Origin of the sequence: Caldivirga sp., assembly GCF_023256255.1 — an archaeon.
Taxonomy (GTDB): Archaea; Thermoproteota; Thermoprotei; order Thermoproteales; family Thermocladiaceae; genus Caldivirga.
In genome coordinates this window covers 1-16,810 of record NZ_JAGDXD010000005.1, presented here as the reverse complement: position 1 = coordinate 16,810, position 16,810 = coordinate 1, and the positions used below count along the sequence as shown (strand labels likewise).

Below are 16,810 nucleotides of genomic sequence, written 5' to 3'. Positions count from 1 at the left end.
AGTTAAGCATATTAATTAGTGCGAGTTAATCACTGGTGATGATGGTTTGCAGCACTGACCACTGATGATGCCGCTGATTCCTGAATTCTACAGCGTAAAGTCTTCGTAGTCGGTGTTTTTAGGGAGAATATTGGTGCTTCTGGTAATTACGTAAAGCTTAATAGTGAGTTGGCTTTAACTGTAGTGCGGAATACGTAATGAGGATAATGGTGCTTACTAAGGATGGTGAATTACCTAAGGAGTTCGCCGATAATGGTGAAATAGTCTCATACCCACTTACCACTGATGAATCAGTTATCTCCAAGTTCGACTTCATTGGTGTACTTGGTACTGATAGGTTTATACTTAGTGCCCTCCATAAATTAGCTGGCTTAGATAAGCCAATAATAACCATAGGTTACGGTGCAGGGTACTTGAATACGGTTAATGTTGCGGATTTCAATGATTTAATAAGTAACCTTAAGAGGGGTAACTACACCATTGAGGCTATACCAACTTTAACCACGGGCCAGGGATACATTGCGGTTAATGACATTGTTATAGCACCAGCCAGGAGCGCAACATTAATGGAGTACACGCTCATCATAAATAATGAGTTCGCATGGAGGGATAGCGCCGATGGCTTAATAGTGGCAACACCCATAGGTTCAACAGCCTACGCCCTCAGTGCTGGTGGTGTACTCATATATGGGGGTTTAAGGTCCTTTGAGATAGTACCCATTAATTCAACGAACATAGCCAGGGTTCCGGTCATAGTTCCTGATGATTCAAGGATAGTGATTAGTGATTTACTTTCAAGAAGTAAGATAGAGGTTATTGCTGATGGATTAGTGAGGAGGAACATTAACGTAACCAAGGTGTCAATATTTAAGGGTCCTGAGATTAAGCTCGTTAAGATGTCGGCGGCAACAACCCTTGATCGTTATAGGAGGATTATTGAATCAATGATTAGTGACTTACCTCCAAGCGCTAAATTAATACTTAAGGTTCTTGAGTATGAAGGCCCATTAACACCTAAGGAGATTATTGAAAAGACCCTTATACCCCAAAGGACGGTTAGGGCGTCATTAAGGCTACTGTTAAGGAAGAGGTTAGTTAATAGACTTATAGTGCCTAGGGGTAGTAGTAGGCTGGTGGCGTACGCTATAAGTAATGGCACTAAGCTCAACATTAAGTGAAAGGTAATGGGTAATATTAGCGTGTTTTAGAGTAATACTCCGAGAAAAGGCTTAATAACCACCCCACTTGACGCATGTGTGGTTATTGTAAGTGTAACGCCTGAAATAGGACTGGATGAGGGATACACCTACTCAGGTGGGCTTGGGGTCCTGGAGGCGGATAAGTTCTACGCAATGGCAAGGATGAATAAGCCTTACGTAGTAATAACATTAATGTACAATAGTGGCTACGTAGACTACATCTTCGATAACAGCAATAATCCAGTGCCAGTACCCCAAAGGCACCCTAGGTCCTTCAGGAATATGCTGAAACCAGCAGGTTACCTGAGGATTAACTTAAAGAATAGTGAAGTCTATGTGAGCGTACTGGAGTATAGGCTTAATAACGCTAAGGTAGTCTTCCTAAGCCCGCAATCACCCAGGTGGGCTTATGACCTGGTTGATAGGTTGTACATTGAGAATGATATTGATAGTAAATTCTATAAGTACGTCCTATTAGCTAAGGGTGCAGCAGAGTACATTAGGAGTAGGATTGGGTTAAGGAACGTTGACATAATAGACCTCCAGGAGGCCTACACGGCAATACTACCACTAGTACTGCCCCTACCACCCCAGAAGTACAGGATCATAATACATACGCCTGGACCCTGGGGTCACCCATCATTCCCAGCTGAATTATTTAGAAGGGAATTCGGCTTCAGGTTCTTCGAGGACCCAGTCATATTAACTGAGTTGGGTTTATCAATGAGTGGGGAGGCTGTTGTGGTATCTAGAAAAATGAGAGACGTGGTCTCCAAGGTAATACCACACCACATGCATAAGGTTAAGGCCATAACTAATGGTGTTGACTCAGTTAGGTGGGTTGATGAGAGGGTGCTTAAGGCCTACATGGAGGGTAGGTTAAGCATCGATGAATTATCAAGGATAAAGAGGGAAATGGCTAGTGAACTGGAGTCGTATTTATCCAGGTATAAGTCCGACATTAAGATTGGTGACTCATTAACAATTGCGTGGATTAGGAGGCTAACGAGGTATAAGAGACCTGACTTCATACTGAGGTTCATTGAGGAGAACCCCCAGAGGGATGGTGTCGTTTTCGTGCTTGGTGGTAAAGCCCACCCCTTTGATGAGTGGGGGTTATCAATGATGAGGAAGTTCAAGGAATTGAGCGTTAAGTACAGTAATGTTGTCTACATTCATGATTACGACGTTAGTGTAGCCAAGAATGTATTACCCAAGGTTAAGCTACTTCTCTTCACCCCCTTCCCAGGTTGGGAGGCTAGCGGTACGTCATTCATGAAGTCATCCATGAATGGAACCCCAACATTAGCCTCCAGGGATGGTGCAGTACCAGAGTTGATCACTGATGGCTTCAACGGCTGGTTATTTGGGTTTGATGAGAGATGCCTTGTGGATATTGGTAGTGACCCAAGGGCTAATGAGATTAATGAGAAGGAGTACTCTGAATTCTCATATAAGCTTAACCAGGTAATTCAACTATACTACAATAACCGTAGTGAATACTGGCGGGTAGCCGTTAACGCTTCATCAACATTCATAAGTAAGGCCGATATAGTTAATGCCCTTAAGCAATACTATATGTTGTAGGAAATAATAACTCTTTTGAGTTAAATTAAATCAATCACATTACACTAGTGGGGTTACTCTTACTACGTGTGTTTATGATTATGTACTTCCCATCATCGGGTATTGACCTGTGGTTGTGATCCCTCATGTCAACTACCATTTTAATGCGCCTTGAGTTACCTAAGCATTCATTAATCATGAATCTAACAACCTCAACTGGGGTAACACCCCTAGCTGTACATATCCCCAGCTCCTCAAATATGCCTTTAAGTAGTAGTGAACATGCCTGCAGCCTTGGGCACTGTTCACATATTGTGCCACATATTGATGATATGACGTAGAGTTCCTTATTCTGGTACAGTAGTGCAAAGTCTATTATCCTTATTGAATCCTCATTAACCTCAAATGACGCTAGAAGAAGCGGGTTAGTAACTAATCTAACAGTACCCTTGTTCACGGTTAATACGCCCATTTTCTTAAACCTCCTTAACCTACGGTAAACTGAGGGGGACTTATCACCCCTAATAGCCTTATTAATGTAGGCTAAGTCCCCAAGCACCTTATCAAGCTCCCCCTCGTTCATTAGTATTATGTTAATGGACTTCTGCATACATATTAGTTTATTTCTCATACTTAATAAAAGCAGGCGAATTATGCAGAAAAAGCACATGTTAAATATATAGGCGTCACCATGTTATATATATTAAATGATAATGATCACGTGATTTTCCCCATATTCACCAGCATATTAACCAACTCAGCAACCTCATCAACACTTAACTCCCTAACCCTCTTATTAAGTAACTGACCAGGTAAGTCCCCTTCCCTTAAACCGTAGAATTGCTTAATCACCTTAAGCGCCTTCTTATTAGGTTGAGTGAATAATTTACCTGTTAAGGATTCTAATGCCCTAACGTCAACGCATGGCTTAGGCAGGGGCTTTAACTCAACGATCGTTGAGTATACTTTAGGCCTGGGCCAAAAGGCCCATGGCGGCACATGCTTAATAATGTTAACTAGGCTTAAGCATTGAGTCACCACTGAGAGCCTACCGTAATCCATGGAGCCGGGTTTAGCTGCAAGCCTTAAGGCCACCTCCCTCTGCAGCGTCAATACTAGTCTCCTAGCCTCATAGTTGGTTAATAATCTTAACAATAACCGTGTTGTAATGCTGTAGGGTATGTTTGAAACAACCGTTAAGCCAATGGGTGGTTTATACGTTAATGCATCGCAGATGAATAAGTCAGCATCAAACCTACTTAACCCAATAGCCTTAATTGCCTTAATCATTATTGGGTTCACGTCACATGCAAACACGTGTTGAGCATGCTTAACCAGGTAGTGGGTTAAGTAGCCTAGGCCAAAGCCTATTTCAAGAACCCTCTCACCCTTGGTTAGTTGGGCGATAGCATTAAGGTAAGTTGGATCAACCATAAAATGCACATCACCCCCTATCCTCACTCCAAGTCTTAGGGCTGACTTAGCTAACCTAATTAGAGTCCGCTTATCTGCTGCGTAAAAGTCATTAATAGGCAACACAGGGGCAATTATGCTTGATCTATGGAGACTTTTAAAACTAGTGGACTCATTAACGGGGATACCTAGGATAGGGTGGGTTAATGCCGGTGTTAAACACCCTGAGACTGTGGCTGAACACACCCTCCTAGTATCATACATAGCTGCCTCACTTGCTAAGTCAATGGACCTAGATGCAGGTAAGGCGGCGCTATTGGCTATGGTTCATGATGCTGCTGAATCAATGACGGGTAATGTGTCAAAAATGGTTAGGGATAAGATGGGTCTAAGCCAATGGAGGATGCTTGAGGCAAGCATAGTGGGGGAATTGGGGTTCGGTAATGAGTTTAATGAGTATGTTGATTTAAAGAGCCAGGAGGCAGTCTTAGTTGCCATTAGTGATAAGTTAGCCACGTTGATTAGGGCATGCTACTACAGGGAGTTGGGCTATGATACGTTAGCCCTAATTAAAAACTACCTAAGTGAGGTTAAGGAATTGCTGGGTAAAGTTAATAATATTAAATTAAACGCATTACTTAATGATGCTTTAATCAAATGTGATGAAGGCCAGGATTTAAGAAATTAATAGGTTTAATAGGAAAATTGAACGTAAGCACATGCGAGTACTTAACGTGAACCTTCAAACACAATACCATTCACTGTTGTTAAATCACCCTTATATAGGAAGCTCACTTGCCTTAATGACGCTAGGTAATCAAACCTATTTAACGCGGACACTGCGTCAATAGGCATAATAACCTTATACCAGTTTAATGCGGCACTACCTGCCGTGTGAAGTACGCATATGTTGGCCACGGTGCCGGTTATTATTAATGTATCAGCTTTAACAACATGTCTAAGTACGTAATCAAGGTCAGTGCCAAAGAAGGCATCATACCTCCTCTTCCTAATAACCACGTCACCAGGCTGTGGCTTAAGTTCATCAATAACTTCAGCACCCCAAGTATCCATGACGCAGTGTTCACCCCATATCCTAAACTCCGGGTCATCCTTAAAGTGCCAGTCCTGGGTATAAATTACCCTTACCCCAGCCTTCCTAGCCTTTGTAAGTAAATCGGCAATAGGCCTAATAGTCCTCTCGGCATCAGGCACGTAGAGCTTACCATTACTTCTAACGAAATCATTCTGCATATCAATAACCAGTACAGCAGACCTAGATGAATCAACCATGACAGTATCCTTGACTTCAAGTTCAGGAACCTCAACGGTTTCCCTAATCCTCATGAGAGGAGGCAAGGGGTTCCTGATTAAAAACATTATAGTGCCTGTTAAATGCATGGAAGCATGCTGAATCCTCTACAGCATGTGCAGTATTCAGCATTACTAGAGTACGAGTAGAATCACGTAAAGTATTAGTGGAATTAGGGCTATTAAATCAAGCCTACTTAAGGTTACCTTCGGCTTAACGCTGGGTATACCGTAGTACTCTATGTATTGCGCAAGAATCATAGAGTACCTTACACCATTCGCCACAAGTGAATTAACAAGCAACTTAGGTTTAACGTTACCAAGTGACTTAAGCATTGCGTAGGCTTCATCCATGCTTATTGACGCGTTCAGCAGGTACCTCAGTGATAATACTAGTGATTCACCCAGTGTGCTTAAGCCGATTGCACTGAGAATGTACCTTACCTCACTTAACCTAAGTAATGCAAGGGAAACAACAACTCCAGTTACTAGCACTAGTATTAGGGTTGATAATACAGTTACATTAAGCAGCATTGAAATTAAGCCCACCCCCCTCCCTGACAGTAGTACTGCCAGTAAACCAGTGAATTCGGATAGAATCCACACGAGCATTAACGGCCTTAACCTCCTAGCCAAATCCCCTATTAATGCTAGGTAAGCAATACTGGCGGCTAAACCCACCACCGTAATTGGTATTAGCCTAATCGGGTTCATGAACCAGTAGGACGCGAGGTAGGGTATGAATGATAAAGTTACAGTAAGTTTACCTATAATTGACATCCCCCTCAATGGGCCTTCAGCACCCTTCACAATTGGCTTAACCCACTCATAAAACATGTTAACTCACGTTCACCTTAACAACATGCCCCTCCTGCCCCCTCACGTAGAATACGTCACTATCCTTTATTAGGGATGCGAAATGCATGTCTTGGGTGGCCATCACTACTCTTAAGTTTGATTGATTAATGAACTCAGCTAGGTCAACCCTATACTTACTTGAAAGCCCTGAGGTTGGTTCATCAGCAACCATGAGTGTTGGTTTCAGTAGCTTAGCCATAATAAGCATGAGCATCCTCTTCTGTCCTTCCGACAGGTGGAGTGGGTCATCTGAAGCGTCAATATTCATTTCAAGCATGCTTAACTCCCGTTTAAGATCCTCAATACTCGTACTCCTTCCAGCAGCCTTAGCCAACTCAAGGTACAGTTCCCCCACTGTGTCAGTCATGGACATCACCACGTTTATGTCCTGCGGCATGTAAAGTACCGGGTGCGAGTGATCAATGATAACCTTACCTTTACTTGGCTTAATCATGCCTATTATTAACTTAAGCAGTGTTGATTTACCGCCACCGTTAGGCCCTATGAAGATTACTCTTTTTGATGATGCCGATAGGTTAATGTTACTGAGCACGTATGAGTCATCGTACTTAAACCAGACGTTGCTTAACTTAAGCCAACCATGATCGTTACCGTTACTGACCCTTCTAATAATGTACCTACGCCTTACTGATGCATTAATGGTGCTTACTTCACTTAGCTTACCACCACTAAGTTGAAGCACCTTATCCATTGGGTCAATAATGTTCTCATACCTATGTTCAAGCACAAGCACTGATACATTACTCCTCTTAATTCTCCTAATCACTGCAGCTAATAGCTCAACTGCGTCCTGATCCAAGTGGGCTAATGGTTCATCCATCACAATTACCTTAACACCCCTCGTAATCAACTTGGCTATTGCAAGCCTCTGTAGTTGACCCATTGATAATTCTGTAACTAACCTACCTAACACCCCCTCACTTAAGCCGGCTGCATTCAATAGATCCTTAACCCCTACACCATTCTCTAGGGCTGTTAATTCAAGGTCCTCGTCAATCCTCGGGTAAGTGAAGTGTATTGCCGGGTCTTGGTAAAGGACACCAATTAGTTTGCTTCTTTCCCTAGGACTAGCATTACTTAATTCATAGTCATTAACCTTAATAATACCCTTAGCCAAGCCGCCGGTTAAGTGAACTACGCCTGCAAGCGCCCTAACCAACGTGGTTTTTCCTGAACCTGTGTCACCAATTATTAATGCAGCCTCCCCATCCTTAAGGTTTAGTGATAATCCCCTTAAAACCCAACTCCCATTACCATACCTCACCCATAGGTTACTCACCGTGAGCATCAGTAAGCCACCTAAACCTTCTAGCAATGGTTAAGTAGACTGGGTAAGCCACTGCAACGTATATTACGGCTATGGTTAAGTTAAAGAGGGCTACAATGGGTAGTAGGTATATTGTTAATGAAACCGCCTTAGCGTATGTTCCAACCCAATGGGCTATTAGGAACCACCATGGGTCAATAATGTAATTTGCAATCACCATTAATCCAACCCTCGCCACTACACCCATGGTTGCTGATGATGCGTACAGCACCTTAACATTACTAAACCTACCTCCCAGTAACCTGTAAGTGTAGTACATTGGAATGAATGTTGATGCCTCAGCGGTCCACTTCATAACTGCGCCTATTGGGTCACCACCACGGAGTAGGGCTATCATTAGTATTGTGTCGGCTAGTAGTGCGTATTTAGGGCCTATTAATAGTACTGTTATTATTAATGGGATGCCCGCTAAATCGTACTTGAGGAATGGAGCTATTGGGAACGGTATCTGAATGAAGGATAAAGCCACCGATAAGGCTGCCATTACTGAAGCCAAGGATATCTTAATGGCCTTAGTCTCCTTTAACGAAACCTCCAGTGCCATAGCCTAAACCTCAGGTTTACCGGTTAATAAACCTTACGTTACTATTGATAAACCTAAAGTTTAATACCTTATTAAGGTTTCAGGTAAATTAAAACATGCGGCAGGGAGAGATTACTTAAACTTTTAGTCTACTCAGGAACACTATTAAGGTTAGTGTTTAAAAAAGCCCGGTAATACTTAAGTATTGTGAGAAGTAAGCGTTACTACGTCCTACTGAATCCATGGGAAGCACGCATACTAGTGACAGGTAAGTTAAATGACCTTGAGCTTGTTCAAGTCGGCTGGAGGATAGTAATGGTGAGTAGAAGGTGGTATAAGGCCTATGATGTGGCTAGAACACTAGCCGATAGATTCAACTACATGCTGGAGTGGTATATAGAGGATGAGAGGAGCGCACTTGCTGTTGATAAGAATAGGAGCGTTAAACCTTAACTTATCATTTCCCTGAGCACCAAAGCTTAAGGTAATCATCAACAGTACCAATATCCATGAAGTGATCAACCAAGTACACCCCAACCCTACCCCCCTCCTTTATAATTAAGTTAACGTAATCGTTCATATCAATGAAGCCACCATTAAGCAGCCTCAGTAACCCACCTTTAATTATGTAATTACCCGTAGATATTGTGAAGTAAATTGTAGGCTTCTCAACCCAAGCCTTCACAACATCATCCTCAGTGTTAAGTACTCCATACCTTAATTGAACACCAGCCCTATACCCAATTATAGTCATGTCTAAGCTCCTCCTCAAATGGTAATTAACCGCATCAACCATGTTTACGTTAGCTATAACATCACCATTCTCAACAACAACAATATCATCATCCTTAACCAAACTACTAAGGAAGTATAAGTGACCAGCAGTACCCAGTAACTCACCGTGAACAACAGTTTCAAGTAACCCATTATAGGCCTTGTTTAAATGCCTAACCGCATCCATTATTAACTCAGCCATGTAATGCGCAACAACGTATATTTTAACCGGCCTTAATGGAAGTAAACGCTCCACAGCATCCTGCATTGCAAGCCTACCTCCTGGAATAGGCATTAGGGGTTTAGGTACGTAGAGAGTAAGCGGCCTTAGCCTCTCACCCTTCCCAGCGGCTAAAACTACACCGAGTACAGCCATATTAATCAGAATCCTTTAATGTTTTTTAATTCCACGGTCATTCTCCTTAACGCTACTAATCCTGCGGCTTTAGTTAGGGTTATTAATAAGTCCAGTGTTAAAACCATGTGGAGAAGAGGGTTTACCTAGTGGATATTACCTATGGATTAATCGGTAACTCACCTGAAATTAGGATGTTCGGCGTTGATGAGAATGGTGAAAAATTAGTCATCCTGGATAGGGGGTTTAGGCCATACTTCTACGTGATTCCAGAGGATGGGTTTGAAAATCAGATTGCTGGGGCTATTGGCAAGATGCAGAATGTTATTAAGACTGAGGTCACTGAAAGGAGGATCTTCGGTAAGCCAATTAAGGCCATTAAGGTTACTGTTACGATACCGGATAAGGTTAGGGAACTTAGGGATAGGGTTAAGTCAATTCAGCATGTTAAGGATGTCTTAGAGGCTGACGTTAGGTTCTACATTAGGTACATGATTGATAATGATGTTAAGCCAGGTTGGTTAATGTTCAGTAACCTTAAACCAATGAGCACTAAAATAGGGGGTATCAGTAACGTCTACTTAACCGAAGCCCCACCAACCTCAATCGACGTAGGGTTAATGCCGAAACTCGACTACGCGGCCCTTGACATTGAGGTTTACAACCCAAGAGGCACCCCTGACCCTAGGAGGGACCCCATTATAGTAATTGCCTTAGCTAACCATAAGGGTGACGTTAAGTTATTGACGCTGGATAATTACAAGCATGAAAGGGAGATGATTAGCGATATGGTAAGTGTGATTAATGAATGGGATCCAGACATACTGTTCGGTTATAATTCGAATAAGTTTGACATGCCCTACTTAGTTAATAGGGCTAGTACGCTTAATGCTAAACTGCAGTTATCTAAGTATGGTACACCACCGGAACAGAGCGTTTATGGGCATTGGTCAATAATAGGGAGGGCTCACGTTGACTTATACAATTTCATTGAGGATATGACTAACGTTAAGAGGAAGAGCCTAGACTACGTTGCGGAGTACTTCGGAATAATGAAGAGGAGTGAACGCGTTAACATACCTGGTCATAGGATTTACCAGTACTGGGATGATGAGAGTAAGCGTGGGCAGTTAATTGAGTACGCTAAGGATGATGTCTTAAGTACCCTTGGGTTAGGTAAGGTACTGTTACCATACGCTATGCAGCTTGCCTCAGTGTCAGGTCTACCGCTGGATCAAGTTGGCCCAGCCAGTGTGGGCGCTAGGGTGGAGTGGATGATTATGCATGAGGCCTACAAGATGGGTGAACTAGCCCCTAACAGGGTTGAAAGACCCTATGAATCCTACAAGGGCGCTATTGTACTTGAACCTAAGCCAGGCATTCATAGCAACATTGCCGTAATAGACTTCTCATCAATGTACCCCAACATAATGCTGAAATACAACATATCACCAGACACGTTAGTGCTTGATTCGTCTGATGGAGACTATTACATTGCCCCTGAGGTTGGTTACAGGTTTAGGAAGAGTCCAAAGGGGCTTTACGCAATGCTGCTTCAGAAGCTTATTGAGGCTAGGCGTGAGGCTAGGGATGAGATGAGGAAGCACCCTGAGGGTTCACCTGAATGGGTGCTGTTTAATGAGAGGCAAAGGGCCCTTAAGGTTATGGCTAACGCCATGTATGGTTACTGCGGTTGGCTTGGGGCTAGGTGGTATATTAAGGAGGTGGCTGAGTCAGTAACGGCGTGGGGTAGGCATTTACTTAAGACTGCTGTGAATATGGCTAAGGAGAGGGGTTTAACCGTAATATATGGTGATACGGACAGCCTCTTCGTAACTTACGATAAGGATAAGGTAACTGACATAATAAGTAAGATTAATGAAATGGGCTTTGAGGTTAAGATAGATAAAGTCTACAGTAAGTTAATATTCACGGAATCGAAGAAGAGGTACATTGGGTTAACGATGGATGGTGAAGTAGACATAGTGGGCTTTGAGGCAGTTAGGGGTGACTGGAGTGAGTTGGCTAGGAATGTGCAGGAGAAGGTGGCTGAATTGGTATTAAGGAGGAACGTTGATGAGGCCGTTAAGTACGTTAAGGCAGTTATTGATGATTTAAGGAACTACAGGTTCACACTGGATGATGTGATAATTTGGAAAACCCTAGATAAAGACGTTAATGAGTATAAGGCGCTTCAGCCCCATGTAATTGCAGCGAGGAGGCTAATAGAGAAGGGTTACATGGTTAATAAGGGCGATACTGTGGGTTTCGTGATTATTAAGAATAGCGGCGACAAGTTGACTCAAAGGGCCTACCCATACATATTCATTGATGATGTTAAGGCCATTGATGTTGACTACTACGTGGAGAAGCAGGTTATTCCAGCAGCCTTAAGGATACTTGAAGTCTTTGGGGTAAATGAAGCAACCCTACTTGGTAAAACGGGGAGAAGCATACTTGATTACTTTAATTGATGGGTTAACATTTACGCGAAAGATTTTTAAAAGTACAGTGTCACGTTGAGTGCAATGTCAGCTACACCACTAACACCACCTACTGGTCCTGAGGAGGTTCATATAGAGGTTGATGAGGAGACGAAGGGCATAATAAGGGAGATGCTTTCCCAAATGATTAACCCAGTTACCTTCGACCTCTTCATCACGGGTAATTGCGCAGGCAGGGACACTAATTGGTGCACTCCAACTGAGGAACTCATTGACCTACTAGCCAGCCTAGCGCCTGAGGGTAAAATAATCGTTAATAAGCATAGGATTGATCAAAATAAGGATGATGGAGCTAAGTTCAATATTGAGGAGAACAGGGTTCCCGTAGTATACATTAATGGTGGCATAATAAGGTACCTTGGGGCACCACTGGGTGAGGAGGTTAGGGCCTTCATAGAAACCATAACAAGAATATCAACGGGCAAAACTGGATTAAGGACTAGGACTAAGAGTACCCTAGCCTCAATGGTTAATTCAGGCGCGAAGACTGTTGAAGTGGTAACAGTGGTTACTCCATCATGCCCATACTGCCCCTACGCTGTACTGTTGGCTAACATGTTTGCCTATGAAAGTAAAGGTAAGGTTAGGTCAGTGGTTGTTGAGGCTTATGAGGAGCCTGACATAGCGGACATGTATGGTGTGACAGCTGTACCAACAGTGGTTATTAGGAATGAAGGCTCAACGGGTGATGTTGAGTTCGTTGGAGTACCACCTGAGGCTGATTTACTTAAGAAGGTAATATCATACAGCGGCTTTAATACTCCAGACCAGTAGGTTCTTAATGAAGGTTATTTAAGTGTAAAAGGCAATGTGTTCTTCAAGGAAGCTATACTTCACCATACCCCTGAAGCGTCAGGTAACTATAGCTCCCTAAAACCTTAACGTAGGCTGCACGTTCCCTAAGCCTATTAATGGCTTCAATGCACTTTGCTTCACTTAAACTGCACTCAACCTCAAGGATGAAGTCGTACTCCCATGGGCCCATTTTATTCGGCCTAGAATATATCATTGTTAAGTTAAGCCCAGCCTCGGCGAATGGCTGCAGTGCTGAGTATAGTGAACCAGGCTTATTTGGCACTGAAAATATTATTAATGACCTATCACCAAGGTTACTAACGTTCCTCTGCAGTATTAGGAATTTAGTGAAGCTAGGCTTATCCTCAATACCGCAGGTAATGGTCTTTAATCCCCTTAACCGTGCACCAAGCCTTGACGCAACAGCAGCCCTATCCCTATGCCCAATCACCATGTTTAATGCCTCCGCTGTTGATGAGGTTTGCCTAATGGACACGTTTAACCTACTGAGGAATTCCTTAGATTCCTCAAGGGCATGTGGATGCGAGTATATTTCCCTGATTTCACTAAGGGAGTCAACGTCACTATTCACTACTAGGCATAGTGAAACCTTATACTCAACACTAGCCTTAACGCCCACATCCCACTTAATCAACGCCTCAATAGTATCACCCACTATGCCTGCTAGGTTATTCTCAAAGGGTACTATACCATAGTTGAATTGACCATTATAAACACCCTTAACTATATCGTTAATTCCCTTAACAGGAGTCATGGCGCCATTCAGCAGCATCAACGCGACTTCATGGCTAAACGTCCCCTCAGGACCTAAGTAGGCTACCTTATTGTTACTGTTTAGGTATTCCTTAATAATGCTTAAAACCGCAGGTTCCCTTACATTACTGATGATGTCAAGTGGGTTCAGGTTTAACGGCAGGTTACTTAGGAGGCTTCTAAGCCTACTAATGGATTCCTCACTCTGCTTAATTAAAACCGAGACTTGATTTAGAATTCCGACTTATCCATGCTTAAGGTTCAGTGATCAGTGTTAATAAGCATTAACCCATGGTTAAGCTAATGTTTTAACCTTAAGCACCCACATTGATCAACCATTAAATAACATCAGTGTCCTCTGAGTCAGCAGCCTCCTGCTTCTGCTCAACTATCCTCCAATAAGCAACCTTACCCCTCTTAATCTCCCTAATCGCCCCATCCCTCTGAAGTAACCTCAGTATGTAGAATACTTGACTATGGCTAAGCCCAGTTGTTTTAACCAGATCATTGGTGGATATCTCCCCCTTCTTCCTTATTATATCCAGAATATCATTCTTCCTTTCCAGTATCTTGTTCGTCTGTTTCCTGGGCATAACACATCTATCGGCTGAGTTATTTTAAATATTAACTCACCCAGGTTAGCTTCATATGTGAGTATTACCTCAGTTAAATTACTTCTCCTCACCATTAGGCTCTGGTGTCACTCATCACTGGCTTGTTCGTATCCTGGGGGAATATTTAAATAATTCCCTTAATTAAACCTTATAATGAGTAGAGTAATATTAGTAGCTTTACTAGTATGTATATCTGTGATTCCGCTAACGGCCCTTAGCTTAACATTAGAATCATTCACCCCAGTTAACGAAACAATGATAAACCTAGCCCAGTACATAGGCTACGGTACAGTAATCACAGGAATCTACTCAAACCCAAGCGTAAACTACTTATACATACTTTACACGCGGATTAACGTAACCGGAGTCAATGCAACGAGCAGCGTCTTAATAATGAGTAGTGGTGGTGTGGTTGGGGATGTTAACTTACCTAACTGCGTGCCGTCATACTTGGCTGCAATTGATTACCAGGATAATGTGATTTACGTTTCATGCCCCATAAGTAACCTGGTTTACGAAATTAGCGGTAACACAGCCTCAATAATTGGTTCAATTACCGTGTCCTTTGAGCCAACGTGGGTTTATTACGATGATTTCACACGTCAACTATACGTGGTTGCCTACGGGTCAGGGAAAATCTTCCAATACAATACCGTTAACTCATCATTTAAGTACCTGGAGATAGCTTCCACCATAAGTAACTTATGGCCGCCGCAGATAATCATCCCTAATGGTAAGCTTAACCTACTGTATGTCATCTACACTACCGGTTACGTCCTATACCTAAACTACACGGTAATGCAGCTTCCCAAGAATTACTGCGTAAACTGCATAATAGTTAACTTAAACTCAACTCCCCTCTACGCCTATTATGATGAGGAGCATAATATACTCTTCGTTTCAACAAAGGGAGGCTTATACGCGTTGGATGGTTCAACAGGCCGCATACTATATAATATTTCCGTCTCCCCAACGTGGCTTACGGCTAATGTAAATGAAAGCCTACTGTACGCCTTAGATAATAAACTGGTTTATGTTTATGAATACACTAGGGGCATGTATTTTGAAATTGGTGTAATTCATTTACCGTCAGCCGGATCATCAATAACCATGATTGGTAATAAGCTGTATGCAGCATTACCCAGCCTAGGCATCATTGATGAGGTAACGTTCTATAAGAGCCCAAGTGGCCTATATCCGCTTTACCTTTACGTGAATTCATCATACTATAACATAACATTAAGCGGCCCAGTGAATATAAGGCTAACTAACCTTCACTATAATACGACTGTGATGCTGCCAAATGGCATATATAACTTAACCATAACCACACCTAAAGGTTACTATATCCAGCCAGCTAGCGTAATGTTCGCGGTACATGACTCAACCATCAAGATAATTGCACCTGTGTACACCTCGTATAAGCTCATATTTACGGAGGAGGGATTAGCATCAAATGACACGTGGAGTGTCTGGGTTTATGGGTTAACAGCCTACGGTAATTTATTCAATGAAACACAAATGGCCCCAGCTGGTGAGGAAATAGTGTTTTACCTTGAACCTGGATCATACAGGTTCAATGTTAACCCAGTGTTTGGGTACTCGTCAATACCGGTGAGTGGTTCAGTATCAGTATCCTCGGCTGGTAGCATAGTGGTTCCAATTAACTTCACTTTAATTAATTACCCAGTTAACATTAACATAATTAACATGATGAGTGGCCTAAGCGTTAAGGCAATGGTGCATGGAGTATCAATAGCTGGCACTGCAATTAATGAGAACCTAACCATAATGGTACCCTACTACACAATACTGCTTCCTGATGGTGAATACACGCTTACAATCACCGATGTAACGTATGGGGCATATAACGGTGTTGCATCACCCACTTCAAATAACCTAGCCTTCACAGTGTGGGCTGGGGCTAGGAACATTAACCTAACCCTTAATGTTAACTATTATCCACTTAAGATAAGTGAAACCGGGTTAATTAACAATGTCAAGTGGAGTTTAAGCGTAAGCGGCGTATTCTTCAATGGTACCCACTACTCTTACGCAACAACCCTAATTTCACCCAGTGATTCAGTAACACTCATGCTGCCTGATGGATCATACACAGTATCTTCAGCTTCAAACTTCTTCAATGGGTTCAATAATCCATACAGTGGGTCAACCCAGAATGTAGTAATTAATGGCGCTGGGGTTAACGTTACGTTAACGTTCACACCAGTATCCTATACACTCATAGTTAAGGTCAACACTATACTAGGCCTAGGGCAATACACGGTAAGTATAGTGGGTGTTCAGTTTAATGGTCAACCATACACGTTAAAACTAAGATCAACCCAAGCATTACTGGCAATACCACTGTTAAGCGGTGACTATTTAATACGGATAAATGGACCATACTACGTAAACTCCTACACTAAGCGTTTAATAATAAACGGTCTCATGCCGGCACCGTTAAGCGTTAGGCTAATAGGATTAATGCTACCTGTAATAATAGTAGTGGTAATCGCAGTAATAGTAGTACTAATGCTTAGGAGACTTGGGTACATATGATGCATTTCAGGTAGCATGAATGAGGAGTCACCAAGCCTAGCTTACTATATGCAATTATGAGCTTAGGTACATTTGTGAGCTACCCTGTCTTGAAAAGCGGAGTTTCCTGTTTCATTGTCTCGCCTTGCCCCTTGGCCATTGGCTAGGGGTATTGGGTGGGGCTGTTGGGTTGGCTTCCAGTCCCCTTTCCTTAGAATGTTTATGCTTGCGTTCA

Annotated in this window: 16 protein-coding genes; 7 read left to right on the top strand and 9 right to left on the bottom strand. The window is 42.5% G+C overall.

What is annotated here, in order from left to right; genetic code table 11:
* Positions 1–206 precede the first annotated feature (206 nt).
* Together Q0C29_RS00805 and Q0C29_RS00800 are read left to right on the top strand one after the other, a co-directional pair.
* Positions 207–1,178 (top strand): NAD(+)/NADH kinase, encoded by a 972-nt coding sequence (locus Q0C29_RS00805; RefSeq protein WP_291998760.1) that lies wholly within the window; start codon positions 207–209, stop codon positions 1,176–1,178.
* 78 nt (positions 1,179–1,256) lie between these two features.
* Positions 1,257–2,786 (top strand): glycogen/starch/alpha-glucan phosphorylase, encoded by a 1,530-nt coding sequence (locus tag Q0C29_RS00800; RefSeq protein WP_291998759.1) that lies wholly within the window; start codon positions 1,257–1,259, stop codon positions 2,784–2,786.
* 34 nt (positions 2,787–2,820) lie between these two features.
* Here Q0C29_RS00800 and Q0C29_RS00795 read toward each other — a convergent pair whose 3' ends face one another.
* Together Q0C29_RS00795 and rsmA are read right to left on the bottom strand one after the other, a co-directional pair.
* Positions 2,821–3,375: a hypothetical protein gene (locus tag Q0C29_RS00795; protein ID WP_291998758.1), complete on the bottom strand. Its 555-nt coding sequence runs from the start codon at positions 3,373–3,375 to the stop codon at positions 2,821–2,823.
* A gap of 107 nt (positions 3,376–3,482) precedes the next feature.
* Positions 3,483–4,304, bottom strand: coding sequence for a 16S rRNA (adenine(1518)-N(6)/adenine(1519)-N(6))-dimethyltransferase RsmA (gene rsmA, locus Q0C29_RS00790; RefSeq protein ID WP_291998757.1), 822 nt, complete (start codon positions 4,302–4,304; stop codon positions 3,483–3,485).
* A 10-nt stretch (positions 4,305–4,314) separates the two neighbouring features.
* On the opposite strand from rsmA, the gene Q0C29_RS00785 reads away from it, so the two are divergent.
* Entirely contained in the window at positions 4,315–4,866 is a 552-nt protein-coding gene (locus Q0C29_RS00785) for an HD domain-containing protein (RefSeq protein WP_291998756.1), read from the top strand.
* A 41-nt stretch (positions 4,867–4,907) separates the two neighbouring features.
* Here the strand turns inward: Q0C29_RS00785 and Q0C29_RS00780 are convergent, their stop codons facing one another.
* The 4 genes from Q0C29_RS00780 to Q0C29_RS00765 all read right to left on the bottom strand — a co-directional run bounded on the left by Q0C29_RS00780 (position 4,908) and on the right by Q0C29_RS00765 (position 8,239).
* Positions 4,908–5,525, bottom strand: coding sequence for a cysteine hydrolase family protein (locus Q0C29_RS00780; RefSeq protein WP_291998755.1), 618 nt, complete (start codon positions 5,523–5,525; stop codon positions 4,908–4,910).
* A gap of 99 nt (positions 5,526–5,624) precedes the next feature.
* Positions 5,625–6,326 carry a hypothetical protein gene (locus Q0C29_RS00775; RefSeq protein ID WP_291998754.1) on the bottom strand — a complete coding sequence of 234 codons (702 nt, stop codon included), beginning with the start codon at positions 6,324–6,326 and terminating at the stop codon, positions 5,625–5,627.
* Position 6,327: 1 nt separating this feature from the next.
* Positions 6,328–7,656: an ATP-binding cassette domain-containing protein gene (locus Q0C29_RS00770; protein ID WP_291998753.1), complete on the bottom strand. Its 1,329-nt coding sequence runs from the start codon at positions 7,654–7,656 to the stop codon at positions 6,328–6,330.
* Entirely contained in the window at positions 7,640–8,239 is a 600-nt protein-coding gene (locus tag Q0C29_RS00765; RefSeq protein ID WP_291998752.1) for a hypothetical protein, read from the bottom strand. Before Q0C29_RS00765 ends, Q0C29_RS00770 begins: the two co-directional genes overlap by 17 nt.
* Before the next feature lie 186 nt (positions 8,240–8,425).
* Between Q0C29_RS00765 and Q0C29_RS00760 the strand changes: the two genes are divergently transcribed.
* Positions 8,426–8,671 carry a hypothetical protein gene (locus Q0C29_RS00760; protein WP_291998751.1) on the top strand — a complete coding sequence of 82 codons (246 nt, stop codon included), beginning with the start codon at positions 8,426–8,428 and terminating at the stop codon, positions 8,669–8,671.
* Positions 8,672–8,675: 4 nt separating this feature from the next.
* Here Q0C29_RS00760 and Q0C29_RS00755 read toward each other — a convergent pair whose 3' ends face one another.
* Positions 8,676–9,368, bottom strand: a complete 693-nt coding sequence (locus Q0C29_RS00755; RefSeq protein ID WP_291998750.1) for a nucleotidyltransferase family protein — start codon at positions 9,366–9,368, stop codon at positions 8,676–8,678.
* Positions 9,369–9,475: 107 nt separating this feature from the next.
* Between Q0C29_RS00755 and Q0C29_RS00750 the strand changes: the two genes are divergently transcribed.
* On the top strand, positions 9,476–11,821 hold the full coding sequence (locus Q0C29_RS00750) for a DNA polymerase domain-containing protein (protein ID WP_291998749.1): 2,346 nt from the start codon (positions 9,476–9,478) through the stop codon (positions 11,819–11,821).
* A gap of 54 nt (positions 11,822–11,875) precedes the next feature.
* Positions 11,876–12,625: a thioredoxin family protein gene (locus tag Q0C29_RS00745; RefSeq protein ID WP_291998748.1), complete on the top strand. Its 750-nt coding sequence runs from the start codon at positions 11,876–11,878 to the stop codon at positions 12,623–12,625.
* A gap of 52 nt (positions 12,626–12,677) precedes the next feature.
* Here Q0C29_RS00745 and Q0C29_RS00740 read toward each other — a convergent pair whose 3' ends face one another.
* Both Q0C29_RS00740 and Q0C29_RS00735 read right to left on the bottom strand, forming a co-directional pair.
* Entirely contained in the window at positions 12,678–13,517 is an 840-nt protein-coding gene (locus Q0C29_RS00740) for a prephenate dehydratase domain-containing protein (RefSeq protein WP_291998791.1), read from the bottom strand.
* A 241-nt stretch (positions 13,518–13,758) separates the two neighbouring features.
* The gene (locus Q0C29_RS00735; RefSeq protein ID WP_291998747.1) at positions 13,759–14,013 is read right to left on the bottom strand and encodes a FaeA/PapI family transcriptional regulator; all 255 of its coding nucleotides are present in this window, start codon (positions 14,011–14,013) and stop codon (positions 13,759–13,761) included.
* A gap of 174 nt (positions 14,014–14,187) precedes the next feature.
* On the opposite strand from Q0C29_RS00735, the gene Q0C29_RS00730 reads away from it, so the two are divergent.
* Positions 14,188–16,596 carry a hypothetical protein gene (locus Q0C29_RS00730; RefSeq protein ID WP_291998746.1) on the top strand — a complete coding sequence of 803 codons (2,409 nt, stop codon included), beginning with the start codon at positions 14,188–14,190 and terminating at the stop codon, positions 16,594–16,596.
* The last annotated feature ends 214 nt before the right edge of the window (positions 16,597–16,810 follow it).

What these genes read in the sequence shown, in the direction of transcription:
- Q0C29_RS00780 (WP_291998755.1), bottom strand. Translation starts at nt 5,525, where the DNA reads ATGAGGATTAGGGAAACCGTTGAGGTTCCTGAACTTGAAGTCAAGGAT.
- Q0C29_RS00775 (WP_291998754.1), bottom strand. Translation starts at nt 6,326, where the DNA reads ATGTTTTATGAGTGGGTTAAGCCAATTGTGAAGGGTGCTGAAGGCCCA.
- Q0C29_RS00795 (WP_291998758.1), bottom strand. Translation starts at nt 3,375, where the DNA reads ATGCAGAAGTCCATTAACATAATACTAATGAACGAGGGGGAGCTTGAT.
- Q0C29_RS00745 (WP_291998748.1), top strand. Translation starts at nt 11,876, where the DNA reads ATGTCAGCTACACCACTAACACCACCTACTGGTCCTGAGGAGGTTCAT.
- Q0C29_RS00755 (WP_291998750.1), bottom strand. Translation starts at nt 9,368, where the DNA reads ATGGCTGTACTCGGTGTAGTTTTAGCCGCTGGGAAGGGTGAGAGGCTA.
- Q0C29_RS00735 (WP_291998747.1), bottom strand. Translation starts at nt 14,013, where the DNA reads ATGCCCAGGAAACAGACGAACAAGATACTGGAAAGGAAGAATGATATT.
- Q0C29_RS00765 (WP_291998752.1), bottom strand. Translation starts at nt 8,239, where the DNA reads ATGGCACTGGAGGTTTCGTTAAAGGAGACTAAGGCCATTAAGATATCC.
- Q0C29_RS00770 (WP_291998753.1), bottom strand. Translation starts at nt 7,656, where the DNA reads ATGCTCACGGTGAGTAACCTATGGGTGAGGTATGGTAATGGGAGTTGG.
- Q0C29_RS00730 (WP_291998746.1), top strand. Translation starts at nt 14,188, where the DNA reads ATGAGTAGAGTAATATTAGTAGCTTTACTAGTATGTATATCTGTGATT.
- Q0C29_RS00805 (WP_291998760.1), top strand. Translation starts at nt 207, where the DNA reads ATGGTGCTTACTAAGGATGGTGAATTACCTAAGGAGTTCGCCGATAAT.
- Q0C29_RS00785 (WP_291998756.1), top strand. Translation starts at nt 4,315, where the DNA reads ATGCTTGATCTATGGAGACTTTTAAAACTAGTGGACTCATTAACGGGG.